Annotated in this window: 11 protein-coding genes; 5 read left to right on the forward strand and 6 right to left on the reverse strand. The window is 61.6% G+C overall.

Translation table 11 applies throughout. From position 1 onward, the window contains the following. The 5 genes from Q8Q80_RS08440 to Q8Q80_RS08460 all read right to left on the reverse strand — a co-directional run bounded on the left by Q8Q80_RS08440 (position 1) and on the right by Q8Q80_RS08460 (position 8,678). A complete protein-coding gene (locus Q8Q80_RS08440; protein WP_305632489.1) occupies positions 1-1,461 on the reverse strand; it encodes a lipopolysaccharide biosynthesis protein in 1,461 nt (486 codons plus the stop codon). A 3-nt stretch (positions 1,462-1,464) separates the two neighbouring features. Next, positions 1,465-2,112 carry a M48 family metallopeptidase gene (locus Q8Q80_RS08445; RefSeq protein WP_305632490.1) on the reverse strand — a complete coding sequence of 216 codons (648 nt, stop codon included), beginning with the start codon at positions 2,110-2,112 and terminating at the stop codon, positions 1,465-1,467. A 515-nt stretch (positions 2,113-2,627) separates the two neighbouring features. Further along, the gene (locus Q8Q80_RS08450) at positions 2,628-4,055 is read right to left on the reverse strand and encodes an MBOAT family protein (protein WP_305632491.1); all 1,428 of its coding nucleotides are present in this window, start codon (positions 4,053-4,055) and stop codon (positions 2,628-2,630) included. Further along, positions 4,052-5,053, reverse strand: coding sequence for a hypothetical protein (locus tag Q8Q80_RS08455; RefSeq protein WP_305632492.1), 1,002 nt, complete (start codon positions 5,051-5,053; stop codon positions 4,052-4,054). The genes Q8Q80_RS08450 and Q8Q80_RS08455 overlap by 4 nt, the downstream gene beginning before the upstream one ends. 184 nt (positions 5,054-5,237) lie before the next feature. Continuing rightward, entirely contained in the window at positions 5,238-8,678 is a 3,441-nt protein-coding gene (locus tag Q8Q80_RS08460) for a VanZ family protein (RefSeq protein ID WP_305632493.1), read from the reverse strand. A 222-nt stretch (positions 8,679-8,900) separates the two neighbouring features. Here Q8Q80_RS08460 and Q8Q80_RS08465 point away from each other — a divergent pair, with 222 nt between their 5' ends. Then, positions 8,901-10,094, forward strand: a complete 1,194-nt coding sequence (locus tag Q8Q80_RS08465; RefSeq protein WP_305632494.1) for a hypothetical protein — start codon at positions 8,901-8,903, stop codon at positions 10,092-10,094. Positions 10,095-10,112: 18 nt separating this feature from the next. On the opposite strand, the gene Q8Q80_RS08470 is transcribed toward Q8Q80_RS08465, so the two are convergent. Then, positions 10,113-10,364: an acyl carrier protein gene (locus tag Q8Q80_RS08470; protein WP_305632495.1), complete on the reverse strand. Its 252-nt coding sequence runs from the start codon at positions 10,362-10,364 to the stop codon at positions 10,113-10,115. Between the two features lie 122 nt (positions 10,365-10,486). Here Q8Q80_RS08470 and Q8Q80_RS08475 point away from each other — a divergent pair, with 122 nt between their 5' ends. The 4 genes from Q8Q80_RS08475 to prsK all read left to right on the forward strand — a co-directional run bounded on the left by Q8Q80_RS08475 (position 10,487) and on the right by prsK (position 17,182). Then, complete coding sequence (locus Q8Q80_RS08475) at positions 10,487-12,076, forward strand: acyl-CoA ligase (AMP-forming), exosortase A system-associated (protein WP_305632496.1); 1,590 nt, start codon at positions 10,487-10,489, stop codon at positions 12,074-12,076. A 2-nt stretch (positions 12,077-12,078) separates the two neighbouring features. Beyond that, positions 12,079-13,317: a pyridoxal-dependent decarboxylase, exosortase A system-associated gene (locus tag Q8Q80_RS08480; RefSeq protein ID WP_305632497.1), complete on the forward strand. Its 1,239-nt coding sequence runs from the start codon at positions 12,079-12,081 to the stop codon at positions 13,315-13,317. A 312-nt stretch (positions 13,318-13,629) separates the two neighbouring features. After that, on the forward strand, positions 13,630-14,976 hold the full coding sequence (locus Q8Q80_RS08485; RefSeq protein ID WP_305632498.1) for a TIGR03013 family XrtA/PEP-CTERM system glycosyltransferase: 1,347 nt from the start codon (positions 13,630-13,632) through the stop codon (positions 14,974-14,976). Between the two features lie 118 nt (positions 14,977-15,094). Further along, entirely contained in the window at positions 15,095-17,182 is a 2,088-nt protein-coding gene (gene prsK, locus Q8Q80_RS08490) for an XrtA/PEP-CTERM system histidine kinase PrsK (protein WP_305632499.1), read from the forward strand. Positions 17,183-17,184: the final 2 nt, after the last annotated feature.

Genomic DNA, 17,184 nt, shown 5'->3' on the forward strand with positions numbered 1-17,184 from the left:
TCAAACCGCGATTCGAAGCATTCTTTTCCAGCGGTTCGCTTCGTCACGCAGGGCATCCATCGGAAAGAAAAGAAAGACCGCTGCATACACCAGACCGCCGAGCACTGCCGTTACAAGGATATACGACACCGTCGAATCAGACCGGAAGCCAGCCGGCAGGACAGCATCGATCAGGATGATGGTGCCCACCAGAACTGAATTAAGCATGATCCCCGGTGCAAGTGCTGATATCAGCTCGCGCGGGGTGGCCTTGATCACCGCATTGGAAAGCAGATACATATGCGTCGTCGAATACACCTGGCTCAAGACGATCCCGAATGAAACTCCCGCCAGGCCCCATTGCAATCCGACGTAGCAACCTACGCCAACGATAATCCACGTGATTGTTTGCACGACGACTTCGCGGCCTACTCGATTGGTCGCGCCGAGCACCGCGCCACAGGGGTGGCCGATGCAATAGAGAAAACCGAGTGGCGACAGGATCTCGAGCGGAATGGCGGCGCCCGCCCACTGAGTTCCGTACAGAGTGACAATGAGCGGTTCCGCCAGCCACCACATCCCAACATAAATCGGCATCGTGTACAGCAGAAGAAGGGAGACCATCCGGAAATACAGGTACTTGATCCTGTCGGGATTATCCTGTTCCGCAGCCATTGACCGGAAAACAGGTTGATAAATCGGCCCGCTGATTGTGCTGAACGGAAGTTTGGCCAGGCTGTCACCCTTGTTGAACAGCCCTACGGTCGTTGGACCAGCCAATTTCGTCAGAATGAAGTTGCTGGTCTGATGGCGCATGTAGCTGATGAAATCATTGAGCGTTATTTTGATTCCGAATCCACTGTGCCGTCGGGCGATGCTGCGATCAAAAATAAATTTTGTCCGCATTGGAGTAATGCGCATGAGCAGGACACAGTTCAATATGCTTCCCAGCAAACCGCTCAGAACAAGGCTCCAGACTCCGAAACCTGCCATCGCCATCGCTATGCTAGAAACACCGCTTAATAGGTTGGCAGCCAAGCTGATGGTGGAGGTTGCCTTGAATTGCATTTCTCTGTGCAACCAGACATTGTGCAGGTTGAGGAATGGGCGCATCAGGAAGCTTATCGCCGATATGCGGAGCAAGTCTTCGTACAGCGGTGATCCGAACCACTTCGCAAACCACGGTGCGATCAGGAAAAATCCCGCATAGATTGCTATTCCTACCGCCAGTTGTACGCTGAATACCACCTGAAAGTCGCGCTCTCCAGCTTCTTTTGATCTGATCAGTGCCTGACCTAATCCACCCGATGCAACGAGACTTACGAATCCAGTGAATATTTGAATTGTTACGATCATTCCGAAATCGGCGGGTACCAGGAGGCGCGCCAAAACTATCCCGAACAAAAATTGTATTATCTGGGATATGAGATTGCTTCCGACCAGCCACTTGGAGCTGTTTCGTATTGATTGTTTTAGGCTCATTTATTATTCGGCGGGAAGGCTTGGTTTTTTACCTGAGGCGGTAGAAGGGCGCAAATCTTTCAATCTGAGAAGAATTTTCTTGTTTTGCTCCTCGCCGGTGACTTCGATTGCTTGTTCAAGTGTTTTTATGGCGTCGTTCTTTCGACCGATCAGGCTGTAGAGATCTCCGAGGGCAACCCAGGCGTCGACGGATTTCGGGTTGATTTTCAGTGCTTCTTCAAAGCTTTTCTTGGCAGGTTCGTATGCGCGAGCGAGTGTTTGAGCCCGACCTCGCTGCACCAATATCTCCGGACGCATGTAGAAATCTTCCTCAGAATGCCTGAGCACATAATTGAATTCGGTTTCAGCGACGCGTGCCTGGTATGTGCGAGAGGTCAAATCCCGGAAATTCGAATAGGAAAGCTGGAGTGCCTTCAGTCCGAAGCAATAGTGATGCATGTGCAACCAATTTTCGGGGCCGAATTTATTGCTCCAACCCTCGTATACGTTTTTCGGTAGTTTTTTGCTGACTTTCGCGCGACAGAACTGTGGCATGAACGCCAGATCGTCTTCCGTTAGGACATATGCTTCGGAAAGTCCGGCCTGTGCCCAAGTGGGCCGAGAGGCCCAAAAAAGGGTAAAAAACAGAAAGCAGGCAATCGACAGTGCCATTAGGTTCGATTGCGTTCTCATTCGACGGGTCGCATAAATGCTGGGTTTCCTGTTTCGAAGCCAGTTAAGTGGAATCTGGCGGCTGAGTTGCCGGCGGATCACTTGTATAAGGGGCGACTACCTCGTTTGAAGAAGTCTTGTTGCGAAATCAATGCGCTGGGGCGGTTACTCCAGCGTACGACATCCGGTCTGTGGCGCATTGCAACCGACTACTTTCATGATGCCACGTGCCCACTTGGAGGTCCGCCTAGCGCGTCACGTTGGGAGCCGCCTAGTCGCTCGCGTGAAACGGTTGAGTCCATACGGAGCGCGCCTTCTCATTTCGCTCGGCGGCTGAAGTGTGCTTCTGGCGCTTCAGGTGCGCGGTCGTCCAGTAGCAGATCGGGTCTGCCTTCCAGCACTGTCCGGGTGAGCCGGGGTGACTCTGGAGTCGCGTAGCACAAGGCGCCAGCGCATCGCACCTTTCGGCAGCCCGCTCCCACATCGGGATGGGTGAGGTCGCACCGGCGGATTTATCAGAAGTCGAAATAGATGAACCGTTGAGTGCTGCCGCCGAAGATAATCACCGCAAGAATGATGGTGGCGTAAAGGCTGCTGCGAACGAGTGCCGGCACTTGAGCCCATTGATTCAGCTTCGCATCGGCGAATGAGACCAGTCTTGGCTCGAGCAGCACCAGAAGCCCTGTGAGTGCGGTCAGTGCCCATACATAGGTGCGCACCTCCGGGGGCGAGCCATCGCTTGCGGATAATCCGAACATTCGCGCACACATCGTTAAAGCCAGGTCGGTCCCCGCCGCGCGAAAGAATACCCAGGTCACCCATACGATGGTCAGGCTGACCGCCCAACTGGCGAAAGCGTAAGCGGTTCTTGCGAATGATGACTGCGGCTTGGGAAGCCATGGCCTGGCAAGGCGATGTGCGGCGAGCCAGCTACCGTGCAGGAAACCCCAGATCACGAAGTTCCATGCCGCGCCATGCCACAGGCCACCGAGCACCATGGTGATCATCAGATTCACGATCGTGCGTGCCTGACCCGACCTGTTTCCGCCGAGCGACACGTACAGATAATCACGCAACCATCGCGACAGCGTGATGTGCCAGCGTTGCCAGAACTCCTGTGGGTTGCGACTGATGTACGGATACAGGAAGTTTCGCGGCAGCGTCACCCCGAAACCACGTGCCAGGCCGATCGCCATTTCGCTATAGCCCGAGAAGTCGAAATAGATCTGCAGCGCAAACGCAGTGACCGCCAGCCATGCGGTAGCGGTGTCGAGCCGTTCCGGGTTTGTCCACAGTTCATCGGCGAGGCCGGCGAAGTTGTCGGCGAACAGGACTTTCTTGATCAGCCCGCCCATGAAAATGAGGGCACCGAGCTTGAGATCGCGCGCTTGTAGCGGCTCCAGACGCTCCAGCTGCTCCACCAGTTCCGATGCGCGCAGGATGGGGCCGGCGACCATATGCGGGAAGAAGCTGATGTAAAGCCACCAGGCACGGAAGGAAATGCGCGTGTTCCACTCGCCCCGATACACGTCGATCATCACCGACAGCATGTGGAAGGTATAGAAGCTGATGCCCAGCGGCAGTGCCCAATGCGTCCAGCTGCTGTCCAGCCCGGTGTCTGTATGACCGGTAAAAGCGGCTAAGGCAATGACGCTGTCGATCAGCATGCCGAGATATTTGATCGACCCGAGCAAGGCGAGGTTGAGCACCAGCGCGGTCACCAGCAGCCGCTTGCTGCGCGTGCGTGCCAGCGCGCTGTAGAACAGATAATTCAGACTGACCGACAAGACCAGCAGGATGAGGTAGGCAGGCTTCCATGAGGCGTAGAAGATGAGGCTGCCGACGAGCAGTGTCACGGCACGCTCGGTGTGCGTGCGACACAGGCTGTAGACGCATAGCAGGGCAGCGAGGAAGACGAAGAAGATGGGCTGGCTGAAGATCATCGCTTGTCAGCCAACTTCTGCCAGGCACCTCCAAGTGCCGAACTGAACAGCACTGCCCCGCCGTCGTTCAAATGTCCGGGGTCGGCGAAATGCTCGGGCCCCAGGCGTTTGGCGAGGGGTACTTCGAGCCAGCGTGCGCCGCGGGCTTCCAGCAGTGACAGAACCTTCGAATATTCACTGGGCGCAGCAGCCGGCCCGAAGGACGACGCACGCTCGAACATCGGCACGGCAACAAGATAGACACGGCTACCCGAACTGACCAGTCGTTCTACGAGAGCGCCGAGGGCGTTCGCCATTCGGGGGTCAGGCGGCGCACGGGTGCCTGCCTCCTGGGCAATGAGCTGTGCGCGGGTCTGGAAGCCCCCGCTGATGCCCCTGCGATAACCGCGGCTCTGCTCTGCACTGCCACCGATGGGGTCGATGTTCGAGAACGTTGCACTCACGAAACGCAGCAACTTTTCCGGCTCGCGAAGTTGGCGCAGATTGCCGCTGTAGTACCAGGTGCGAAGCCATGAACCGAACAAGGCGCCGTAGAAGCCGTGCTCGAGCATGTCGCTGCGCGAGGCAAGGAATCCGTAGTAGCCAAGCGAGTCTTCATGCTGAAACAGTGTTTCGTCGAGCGTGATGAAGACATGTGCAGGTGCAGCCATTCCTTCATCGAGCAGGCGCTCCACGACGCCCTTCAGTACCAGCGTGTTGGCGCCGGGCACGCCAAGATTGAAAACTCCCGCGGGCTTGATCAGTCCGGCGCCGGCGGTGAATGCTTCGGGCGACAGACCATTGTCGGCACGGCTGTTCCCGACGAAGAGCACCTCTGGTCGTTGCCTTGCCAGGAAATCGACTTTGTCGCTGGCGCGCCCGACGGCAAACACAGATCGATAGCGCAGCACCCATGCATCGCTGTGGAGTACCAACTCAAAGACAAGGAGGAGTGCCAGAGTGATCCAGGGGGTCGCTCCAAGCGCGAACGGAAGCCACGTTCTTCTGATGCCATTCATCGTTCAGTCGTTTTGTGAATACGAGCGTGCAAGGTCTGCGTGTCGCGTCATCCGCCAGAAACTCGGGATCACGCCGGATCGGTTTGATTTCGCGGTATGCGTTGTGCCCGCTTCGCGAGTGTCTTCGACCTTGGCCACGGGACGCTCAGCACTGGATCACAATCGAGCGCATTCGCCGCCGCGCTCAGTGAAAACTTCTGACTCTACGGAGCACTTCGGCAATCCATCCCGTTGATTCAACAGGGGTGCTGCTGCCAAAAACCTCCTGCCGGGTGGTCTTCCCGTCAGCGGAAATCTCAATCGTCGTTCCGATGCGTCCCGGTTCGAAGGTGAAGCGCAGCGTACGTTCGGAAGTTCTTATTTCGGCGCCAATTCCGTTTTTCACCGGCGTCACCGTTGCCGGCACCTGATCTCCCAGCGTCGGCTGCAGCACCACCAGAAACTGGTCGCCTGTACTCGCTTGTGACGGGCTCAGTTCGATGCGCCAGTTTCCGGCTTCGAGCGTGCCCGGTTTGCGTCTGGCGATGTCGAGCAGCACCTTGCCGCTGTTGTCGTGATTGCGGTCATCGACGAAGAATTCGAACCCGGGGCCGCCGATCGGCAAGAGCACTGGTGCGGCGGGGTGAAGAACGGTACCGAGCAGGCGGCTCGGGCCTGCGGGGGTTGCGCGTTCGATCGTGAATTTCTGTCCGGACACGACGGGCCGGGTCTGGCTGTGCAACAGCCAGCGCTTGACGAAATCCGCCCGGGTCGCAACCACGTCGTCGAACACGACGACGGTGTCGCTGTACCGGTCATAAGCGAAGACGCGCCAGGCCCGTTCGACACGTCGGGTACGTTCGGCGAATCGTCCCTTTCCGGATGAAGGGTTCGTATAGGCCGGTGTGATGTCGGCAACGGCAACGGTCAGGCCGTCCTGCTCGAACAATTGGCTGATGCGGCCGGTGTGATAGGCCTCACGCTTGCTTTCCCACTCCCCCCTGTCGAGGGGCGCTGCGTCGCCGCCCCAGCCGGAGCCGATGCGCCGCTGACCCCCGTCGTTCGCGATGGCGCGTGGCGGCTTGTCGTTGCGAGCAGGCATGGGCGCCGTGTCGGAGGGGTCGGTGACGGTGAGGGTGTTGTGGGCGATGGTCTGGTACGTATAGTTCAAGTGGTGATCGCTGCCGTACTCGCAGTAGCAACCACTGTCCAGCGCGAGATCGGCCGCCTTGTAGATCATGAACGCGCCTTGATCCAGATGTGAGTGTGACCAGTAGTTGTCGCCTGCCTTGAAGCTCACGTAGGTCGCATCCGGCTCCCAGCTGCTGCGTGCCACGAGTACGCCGAGCCCGTCGAAATGGTGGCTCAGTGGGAGGGCGCGGTCTGCGGTCGCATCGAACAGAAGGTTGTCGGTCAAGGGGCCCCAGGGCCATGAGGTCGGCCTCGGGGGGCCGCTGCGCCCTGCCCAGACGGAATAGGCCGCGGAGTGACGCAATTCGACTGCCAACGCCACGGCATCCGGTGGCTTGCGATCGACAAAGGCGATGTCTCCCCAACTGAATGCGGCCTTGTCCGGCCGCTGCCGATAGACGACGAAGTCGAGAAAGCCGCGGATGGCGGGCTCCCTGGCGATGTAGTCCTCGCCCGTTGCAGAACGCCACATGGCGGGCAACTGATAGATGGCCTGGCCGATGCCGATACCCACATATTCACCGCCTTCGTGCCACCCGCCGTTCTTCCCGCCCACCTGACGCCATACCGGCAGCACGCGGTTGATCCAGTAATCGTGGGTGAAGGCCATGACGGGCGCCGCTCGCGGGTCGTCCCGGTAGATCGACAGTGTGCAGGCCATCAGGGCCTGCAGCGGCGAGTTGTAGAGGAAGACGTTATAGGGCGACATCCGCTCGACGCGGATGACGTTGATCTGGTAGTTGCAGGCTTCGATCACCTTGTCCCGGAGTCTGGGCATCAGATCGGGGGGAATGCGGTGGTGAAGCCAGTCATAGGCCAGGGCGATGGGCTTGGTCTGTTCGTGGCCGCGCCAGGTGGGCTGGAGCCGGAGCACGTGTTCGACGATGGCGCGTACATCCTGACTGCCGGGTGAAAGGGCTTCCGCGAGGATTGCGTCATTCAGATTTCCGCGCCCGCCGCCGGCCCGCTTCAGAACCTCCCGGATGTAATCCGGGTTTTCTGCCCGCAGGCGGGCGATGTCGCGGGCATCGGGATGCGGCAGGCGTGGATGGCCTGTGCGAAAGCCGGGCAGATCCGGTTCCCGCAAGGTTTCGGCTGCGGGCAGCATGGGTTTCGACTGGGACGTCATGACCATCTCGTCGGGGCTGCGGCCGAGCGACCACGCCGTGGTCAGTCCCGAGGCGAACACGATCACGGCAAGGTTTGCGCCAAGATATGAGGCGCGTTTTGCTTCCAAAAGCCTGGAACGTGGCGCAGATGAAGGCTTTGCGCCGCCGCCCAGGTAGCGGACGGCACCCACGGCGGTGATCAGGGCAATGACCGCCGTGGTGATATCCGGCGTGCGGCCCGGGACGTACTGCTGCATCCATTCCAGCGCAAAGGCAAAAATCCCGCACAGCGCCACGACGGTCGCCGACCAGGCGTGCGACGCAGGCGCGAGCCGGCAGAGCACCGCGACGATCAGCAGGTAGGGCCACACGGTATCGGCGATGACGCTCAGGCCGAGCATCGGGTTTTCCATATGTGCCGCGAACGGTACGTAGTTCAGCACTCGCAGCGCGCCGTTTTCGGGCGCCAGCTCGCTGATGATCAGCGACATCAGGATGGCCAGCAGACTGATTGCCGGGCGATGCGGCTTGAGCGCCCGGGGTGAGGCGAGGGCGATCAACAAGCCGATGGCGGCGCCCGCCAGCGCCTCGGCGGACAGCTGCCGGCTGACGATGACCACCTTGAGCGCAAGCACGCCGAAGATGGTCCGGCGCAGCGTGCGACCTACCGGTACCGGGTGTTTGCGCACATCGCGCACGAGCAGCGCAAGCGCCAGTATTTCCAGCGCGGTGGTCAGCGCACGCGAACAAGAGAAGCGCGACGGGTCCGTCAACACGGATGCCAGGGGCGCAAGCCCGGACCGGATCGAACCGACGTCGAGCGATGGCACGAAGGGTGAAAGCTGGGAAAGTGACCAGCCGAATAGTGCGGCGAGCACCAGGTTGGCTTCGTGCCCCGGCTCGAAACGGCGCACGCGCCATGCATGCGCTGTCGCGTAGAGCTGACCCCGCGGGTTCAGCAGCCCGACGAGCACTGCGCCGGCGAGCGCTCCACCGGTGTTGAGAATGAAGTCCGACAACGACGGTACGCGCTGCGGCAGATGGGATTGGAACGCCTCGACGCTCAGGCTCAGCGCTCCGCCGATCAGCGTTGCGACCAGGACGGAAACGACGAGCGGCCAGCGTGCGGTTGCAAGCCGGATACCTGCGCCCAATGGAAGGTAGATCAGCGAATTGACGACCAGGTCGGGAAGTGAAAGCGCGCCGATGTTCCACGTGGACAGAAATGCAAAGGTGTCTTCGTGGGTCGTCCAGCCGGAGAACGGATACAGACTGCCGTAGGCAATCAGAGTGGCGTACGCCAGCAAGCCGATAAGTATCTGACCGCGCTTCGGGGTGTCTGACATGGGCGGACGGTGAGGTCGTTCGTTGCGATTGCGCAGTATCCGGCCGCGCCGTGCGGCAGGATCGGGCGGCTGATCGGCTGCGAGGGGGATTCCGATTGCTGCAACCCGAAGCTTAGGGCGACGGGCCTGCTCCGGGTAGTGCCCTGAATCACGAACGCACCCGCTCGGCGCATTCCGCACATTCGATCTGTGAGAAAGTCTGCGCCCGGAGGATTGCGCATCATGTACGGGTTGTTGGCTGTGGTTTTCTTTTGGGCGGTGGCGATCTACTTCTTGCGGCGCGAAATCGCCCCCGCCTGGGCTGAGCCCTGCCTGCGCCATCCCGTCTTGGTGTTCGAAGGCGACGACTGGGGCTACGGGCCGCTCGAGCAGGCCGACGCGCTGCGCGACATCGCGGTGGAGCTGGCGCGGCATCGTGATCTGACCGGACGACATCCGGTGATGACGCTCGGCGTGATCCTGGCGGGTCCGGGGGCGGCGGGAACGCCGGAAGAAGCGCTGGGCGCAGCGCGGGTCACGCTGGAGGATGCGCGGCTTGAGCCGGTCTGTGCCGCGATGGCCCAGGGTGTGCGTGCCGGGGTGTTCGATCTGCAGCTGCACGGCATGGAGCATTACCACCCGGCGGTGCTGACGCGCGCGGTTCAAATGGATCCGCAGGTGCGCGTCTGGTTGGCCGGCGCGCCCTTCGTGGAAACCGAACAGCTGCCGTCACCCCTGCAGAGCCGCTGGACCGATGCTTCCGTGCTGCCTTCAAAGGCGTTGGACGAAGGCGACATCCGCGCCCGCGTCGCGGACGAGGTTGCGATGTTCAGGCAGTGTTTTGGTGCCCTTCCCGAAGTGGTGGTGCCGCCCACCTTCGTCTGGAACGCATGCGTCGAGCGTGCTTGGGCGGAGCAGGGCCTGGCCGTGCTGGTGACGCCGGGCGAGCGCTACGAGACGCGCGGCACAGACGGCCTGCCGGTGGATACAGGTGTCTACTATCGCAACGGTCAGCGCTGCGCATCCGGTCTGCTCGCCATCGTGCGCAATGACTACTTCGAACCGGTGCGGGGGCATCGGACCGAGCGCGGGCTGGCGGGCCTGGCCGCGAAGTGGGCACAGCGACGGCCACTGTTGCTGGAAACCCATCGATCGAACTTCGTCGGCGCGTCGGCGCAGCGCACCGAAAGCGTTCGTGCCATCGGCGATCTGGTGTCGGCGGCATTGCACGCGCAGCCCGGCTTGCGGTTTCTGACGGTGGCCGAACTGGCGCAACACTATGTTCGGGGCGGTGACCTGATTGATCCGCGTCTGCGGACACGGCTGTTGGCGCTGCTTCACCGACTTGATCGTCCAGGACGCAGGCGCAAGATTTTCGGGCTACTTGCCGCGTTGACCATGGCTGCCGCGTTCGCGGCGTTGGTCGCCGCGGTGTGACGCGTCCTGCCGGCGGCTTCAGTCAGCAAGATGTTCGGTGACGAACTGATGCAGCGAACCGAAGGTCGCGAAGGTGCTGCCGTCGATATCGGCGTCGTCCAGTGTCACACCGAACTGCTCTTCGAGCGCCGTGATCACTGCGATGACGGCCATCGAATCGAGTTCGGGAATGGCGCCCAGCAGCGGCGTGTCGTCAGCCATTGTGTCGGCGCGCGCACCGAGATCCAGCACTTGCCGAAGCAGTTCGCGCAAGGTATGCCGCGTATCCACTCTGCTCTCCCTGTATTCCGCCGTCTCGAGGGCGTGTGGTTTGAATTTGTCACTCCGGGGCGTCGCTCCGGGCGCACGATAGTATAGGTTTTGCCTTGTTTGCGTCCTGCCGATTGCCCTCGATGCCCGTTCCAAGCCTGCTGAACCATCTGGTCGAACATGCAGCCGCACGCGATGGCAACGCTTGCGCGCTGCGCGCCAATGGCATCGATTTTTCCTACGCCATGCTGGCGCAGCAGGTTGAGGCGTGTGCGCATGGCCTGCTGGCACTGGGCGTGTGTCGCGGCGACCGGGTGTGCATCTTCCTCGAAAAGCGTTTCGAAGCCGTGGTGGCCAGTTTTGGCGCCGCAGCCTGCGGCGCCGTGTTCGTGCCGATCAATCCGCTACTCAAGGCGGCGCAGATTGGTCACATCCTGCGCGACAGCGGTGCTCGTGTGCTCATCACGTCGACGTTCCGGCTTGCCGCGCTCGGCACTCTTCCGCCCGAATGTCCCGCGTTGGCGCATACCGTGCTGGTCGATGGCGATGCGCCAGGTGCCCTGCCATGGGCCTCCTTCATGGATGCGCCGGCGCGTGCGATGCACCGCGTGATCGACAGCGATATGGCGGCCATCCTGTATACATCCGGAAGTACGGGACAGCCGAAAGGCGTGGTGCTGTCGCACCGGAACATGGTTTCGGGCGCGTGCAGTGTGGCGGGCTATCTCGGCAACCACGCAGGCGATACGATTCTGGCGGCGCTGCCGCTGTCCTTCGATGCAGGGTTTTCGCAACTGACCACCGGATTCCTGAGCGGTGCCCGGGTGGTGCTGATCAATTACCTGATGGCCCGCGACGTCGTAAAGGCGATGGCTGCCGAGCGGGTGACCGGACTGACCGCCGTGCCGCCTCTATATATGCAGATCGTTCAGTTGCCGTGGCCGGAATCCATCGATTCGCACCTGCGCTACTTCGCAAGTACCGGCGGGCGCATGCCGCGTGTCACGCTGGACGCGCTGCGCGCACGCGCGCCTTCCGCCAGGCCCTTCCTGATGTACGGTTTGACCGAAGCCTTCCGTGCGACCTACCTGCCGCCCGAGCAGGTGGATCTGCGGCCCGATTCCATCGGGCGTGCCATTCCGAATGCTGAAGTACTCGTGCTGCGGGAGGACGGTCGCCAGTGTGCGCCCGGGGAAGTCGGGGAGCTTGTACAGCGGGGTTCGCTGGTGGCGCAGGGCTACTGGAACGATGCCGCGCAAACGGCCGAACGCTTCCGTCCCTTGCCCGCAGCCGCGGAGGTGAATCCCCCCGGCCTGCTGCGCGATGAGATCGTGGTGTTCTCCGGAGATTCGGTCCGTATGGACGAGGAAGGCTATCTCTACTTCGTGGGCCGTCGCGATGACATGATCAAGACGTCCGGATACCGCGTAAGTCCGACAGAGATAGAAGAATCGCTGCTGCTGACCGGTTGCGTGGCTGAATGCGTCGCTTTCGGCGTCGAAGATGCCGGTCTCGGGCAGGTGATCGCCGTCGCCGTGCACTGTACCGGTGCGCCGGACATCGACGCGCTGCGCGCGCAGTGTCGCGCGCAGCTGCCCGTATATCAGGTGCCGGCCCATTTCATCGTGTTCGACGATGCGCTGCCTCGCAACCCGAACGGCAAGCTGGATCGGACCGCCATCGAAGCCGACGCCTGTCGTCGCTTGAATTTTTCCGCCGGAATGAAACCTTGATCGTGAACGCCACCCATGCTGTGCCGTACGCCCCTGCCAATGCATTTTCGCGCGCTGACGGCGAACTGTTGATCAACGGCCAGAAGGTTTCCCGAGTGGCCGCGATGGCCGGACACACTCCTTTTTACGCGTACGACCGCAGCCTGATCGACGCCCGCGTGGGCTTGCTGCGTCGGCTGCTGCCGGCCGGCGTGCAACTGCATTACGCCATGAAAGCCAATCCGATGCCGGCACTCGTCGGTTTCATGGCGCCGCGGGTCGATGGGCTTGATGTGGCATCCGGCGGTGAATTGAGAATTGCACTGGACGCCGGCATGGCGCCGTCGCACATCAGTTTTGCCGGCCCGGGGAAGACTGCGGACGAATTGCGACAGGCACTGGCGGCCGGTGTCCTGCTGAATGTGGAGTCCGGTCGCGAAGTTGAACTGCTGGCCAGCCTGTCGGAAGAATTCGGCTGGCCAGCGCGTGTCGCCGTACGCATCAACCCGGATTTCGAAATACGTTCTTCGGGTATGCGGATGGGGGGAGGGGCCAAGCCTTTCGGTGTCGATGCGGAGGACGTGCCCCGATTGCTTCGGCGCATCGGGTCGCTTGGTCTTGCGTTCGAGGGCTTCCACATATACGCCGGATCCCAGAATCTGAACGCCGACGCGCTGATCGACATGCAGCGACGAAGCTTCGAACTGATGCTCAGACTTGCTTCGGACGCACCATCATGTCCAGGAACACTGAACATCGGGGGCGGCTTTGGAATTCCCTATTTCCCGGGTGAGCAACCGCTGAAACTTGAACCCGTGTGCGCTGCACTGGCCGGTTTGGTGGCAGACGCCCGCATGAAGCTGCCCGGTGCGGATCTTGTGCTCGAACTTGGTCGCTACCTGGTGGGTGAGGCCGGGTTATATATATGCAGGGTGCTCGATCGCAAGGTTTCGCGCGGACAGATCTTTATCGTGGTCGACGGCGGTATGCATCACCACCTGGCGGCATCGGGAAATTTCGGCCAGGTGATCCGCCGCAACTTTCCGCTAGCCGTGGCAAACCGGATTGATGGCGTTGCGAACGAGAAGGTCAATGTGGTCGGCCCGCTGTGCACGCCGCTTGATGTGCTGGGGGACAAGGTCGATCTGGCCGAGGCCGGCCCTGGCGACCTGATCGCTGTATTTCAGTCGGGTGCCTACGGCTACAGCGCCAGTCCTGCTGCCTTCCTCGCCCATCCGGAACCTGCCGAACTGCTCGTCTGAAGGCATCCAGTCGCCGCTACAGAGTGGTAGAACACCCCCTGTTTATGTGGATTTTTGTGTCCTGAAGCGCGTTGTGGCGCCCTGAAACGGCTTCGCAACGTGCTTCAGTTATCACATCCCCTTGGTGCGGCTGCGTCTCGTGATGATATTCACGCTCGAAAGGCCTCGCCGCACATATCGTTCGCGCTCCACCGCTCAAGACGTCGCTTCCGGCAACCCGTTGCATGACACGACGCGAATCAAGATGAGCAGCTCGAAAAGGGGTCTACCGTGGTCAGGTTGTTCAGTCACTATGTTCCGTCCGTAACGCTCATGAGACTTGTTGCCGAAGCGTTGGTCCTGTTGATTGCCGGCTTCGGTGCGGCGTGGATCAGCGCACCGGGCAGCCTCGAATCGCTGTTGCCGGCGCTGGTTCCGGCAGCGGTCTTCGCTGCCGTGATGACCGTGCTGATGAGCACGCTCGGCCTGTATCAGCGTGAGCAGCCGCGCAATCTTTCGGAACTTGTCGGGCGCGTGCTGTTTGCCTTCCTGTTGGGCCTCCCGGTGGCTTACATGGTGTTCCGGCTGTTGCCGCAGGGCAGCATGGCAATGCCGGCGCTCGATGTTTCGCTGTGTCTCGGCTTTGGCGGGATCCTGCTGCTGCGCGCGGCGTCTTTCGTGCAGGCCGACGGTGCCGGCATGTTTACCCGCCGCATTCTGGTCGTCGGCACGGGCTCTGAGGCCGCTTCCGTGTGGGCCAGTGTTTCGACGTCGGCCAGTGCGACGCACACCATCGTCGGCTTCGTGTCGGTCGGGGCAGACACTTCAGTGGAAGTACCGAGTGCCATGGTGATGCCGGAAGGCAGTTGCGTGATGCAGCTGGCGCGCGATCACCGTGCAAATGAAATCGTGGTTGCAGTGCGCGAACGTCGGGGCGGTGTGCTGCCGCTGCGTGAATTGCTGGACTGCAAACTGGCCGGCGTGACGGTCAATGACCTGTCGAGCTTTTTCGAGCGGATGCGCGGTCAGGTGCGCCTCGATTCGCTGCGCGCCAGCTGGCTGATCTACGGCGACGGCTTCCGCCAGGGGATCGGCCGCACCGTCGTGAAGCGGCTGTTCGACGTGCTCGCGGCGTCGGTGCTGTTGATCGTGACGGCGCCGGTGATGTTGCTGGCTGCCATCGCCATCGCGCTGGAATCCGGTTTCCCTGTCATCTACCGTCAGGAGCGTGTTGGCCAGGGTGGCCGTACGTTCAAGGTGCTGAAGTTCCGCAGCATGCGTCTGGATGCGGAAGCGGACGGCAAGCCGCGCTGGGCAAGCAACAGCGATGACCGGGTCACCCGCGTCGGCCACTTCATCCGCAAGACGCGCATCGACGAACTGCCGCAGATCTTCAACGTGCTGCACGGCGACATGAGCTTTGTCGGGCCGCGTCCGGAACGTCCTTACTTCGTCGATCAGCTGACCGACCAGATCCCGTTCTACGCCGCGCGTCACTCGGTCAAGCCGGGCATCACCGGCTGGGCCCAGGTGCGCTACGCCTACGGTGCTTCGGTGGATGACGCGGTGCAGAAGCTGCAGTACGACCTGTACTACGTCAAGAACCACACCCTGTTCCTCGACATGCTGGTGTTGCTGCAGACGGTACGTGTCGTGCTCACCGGCGACGGCGCGCGCTGAATCGACGCGACACGTCGCCAGGCGCGCGGCAGGGCGCCTTCGGTGACGCGCCTGCGGTGACGATCCCTCGGCCGGCGGGCACAATGCAGCGGTTACCCCTCACGCTACCGGCCCGTCGATGGAATCCTTCCCCGTAACGTTTGCGCTGTACGCCTATGGCGTGGCAGCGGTCGGTTTCGCCTTGTTCGGGCTGCAGCTGATCATGGGCGCGCGTCAGTCGCCGCGTGCCCGGCTTTTGTCCGTCTGCATGTTGTCGGGCGCCGTGTGGTGCGCACTTGCGGCGGCCAGCGTGCTCAAGGGCTACGCCGTATTGCGTACGCTGGTCTATGCGGCTGATGCGCTGCATACACTGCTTTTCCTGCTGTTCCTCGCGGCGTGCGTCATCGATCCCGAAGGCCGCCGGCCGTTGCCCACACTGCTCAAGCGGCCGTCCTGGCTTCTCCGTTTCGTACTGATTTCCGCGTTGCCCTGCGGCGCGGGCTATGTCGTGCTGTCCTGGCTGGTGCCAACCGGTGTGGCATCGGTGATGTGGCTGATGGCGTGCGGACTCGGACTGAGTCTGCTCGGCGCGGTGATGATCGAGCAGTTCTACCGCAATACCCCTGTGCAGTGGCGCTGGGGCATCAAGCCGATGACGCTGGGCCTCGCGTTCTCGATCACCTTCGATCTCTATTTCTTCTCCGAATCGCTGATGTTCAGGCAGCAGGACTCGACGCTGTGGGCATCCCGCGGTCTGGTGCATGCGCTCGCGATACCGCTGTTCGCCGTGTCTTCGGCCCGCGTCAGCGAGTGGTCGATCCGGCTGAACGTGTCGCGTGACGCGGTATTCCATACCTCGGCACTGGTCATATCGGGTGGCGCGTTGCTCATCATCGCGCTGGCAGGTTATTACGTGCGCTACTTCGGGGGCGAGTGGGGCCAGGCCTTGCAGACGGTTGTGCTGGCGGCCGGCGCGCTCGGATTCCTTGCGTCGATCGCCTCCGGCAGCGTGCGGGCATGGCTGCGTGTTTTCATCAACAAGCACTTCTTCAGCCTGCGCTACGACTACCGGGCCGAGTGGCTGAAGCTGGCCGACACCCTGTACAGCGCGTCCAGCGTCGACGCACTCCGTCAGGCCTCGATCCGCGTCATGGCCGATCTGGTCGAAAGTCCGGGCGGCATGCTGTGGTTGCGCAGCGAAGCGGGTCATTACGCACCCGCGGCGCGGCTGAACGTGCCCATGATCGATGCGCGCGAGCCGGCCGACAGCCCGCTGATCAAGTTGCTGCTGGGCAAGATGTGGGTGATCAATGTGGAAGAGCACCGTTCGCGCCCCGGGGTGTACGGCAGTCTGAGGCTCCCTGAGTGGGTGGCGCAGACGCCGGACGTCTGGCTCATCTGCCCGCTCGGCAGCGAGGACATGCCCCTTGGCTTCGTCGTGCTGTGCCGTCCGCGTGCGCTGCTGGATCTGAACTGGGAGGTGCGCGATCTGTTGAAGACAGCCGGGCGCCAGGTGGCCGGTGTGCTCAATCAGACCCAGGCGATGGAGGCGCTGATCGAGGCGAAGAAGTTCGAAGCCTTTTCCAAGATGAGCGCGTTCGTCGTGCACGACCTGAAAAATCTCATCGCCCAGCTGTCGCTGCTGCTGCGCAATGCGAAAAAGCACCACGACAACCCCGAATTCCAGCAGGACATGATGGAAACCATCGAACACGCCGTCGGGCGCATGAACGGCATGCTGCTCCAGCTGCGCTCCGGCACCCAGCCGATCGAGCAGGCCTCACCGGTCGAACTGACGCCGTTGCTCGAGCGACTGCATCGGGCCCGTGCGCGCAGCGGCTGCGAACTCGAACTCGATGCGGAAAGCGGCCTGATGGTGCGCGCCCATGAAGATCGTATAGAGCGGGTTGTGGGGCATCTTGTGCAGAATGCACTGGATGCCACGCCGCAAAACGGTAAAGTCAGTATCCGTGCGCGCCGCATCGAAGCCGGTGTCGTGATCGAGGTCGAAGACTCCGGTTGCGGCATGACCGAAGAGTTCATGCGCGAGCGCTTGTTCAAGCCCTTCCAGTCGACCAAGGCGAACGGAATGGGGATCGGCGCATATGAAAGTTTTCGCTACGTCCACGATCTGGGCGGGCGGATAGAAGTGACCAGCGAACCGGGTCGGGGCAGTCTGTTCCGGCTCGTTTTTCCTCTGCAGGCGGCTGAAGCAGCCGTTGCTTGACC

This window comes from Methyloversatilis sp. (assembly GCF_030698125.1).
Lineage (GTDB): Bacteria > Pseudomonadota > Gammaproteobacteria > Burkholderiales > Rhodocyclaceae > Methyloversatilis.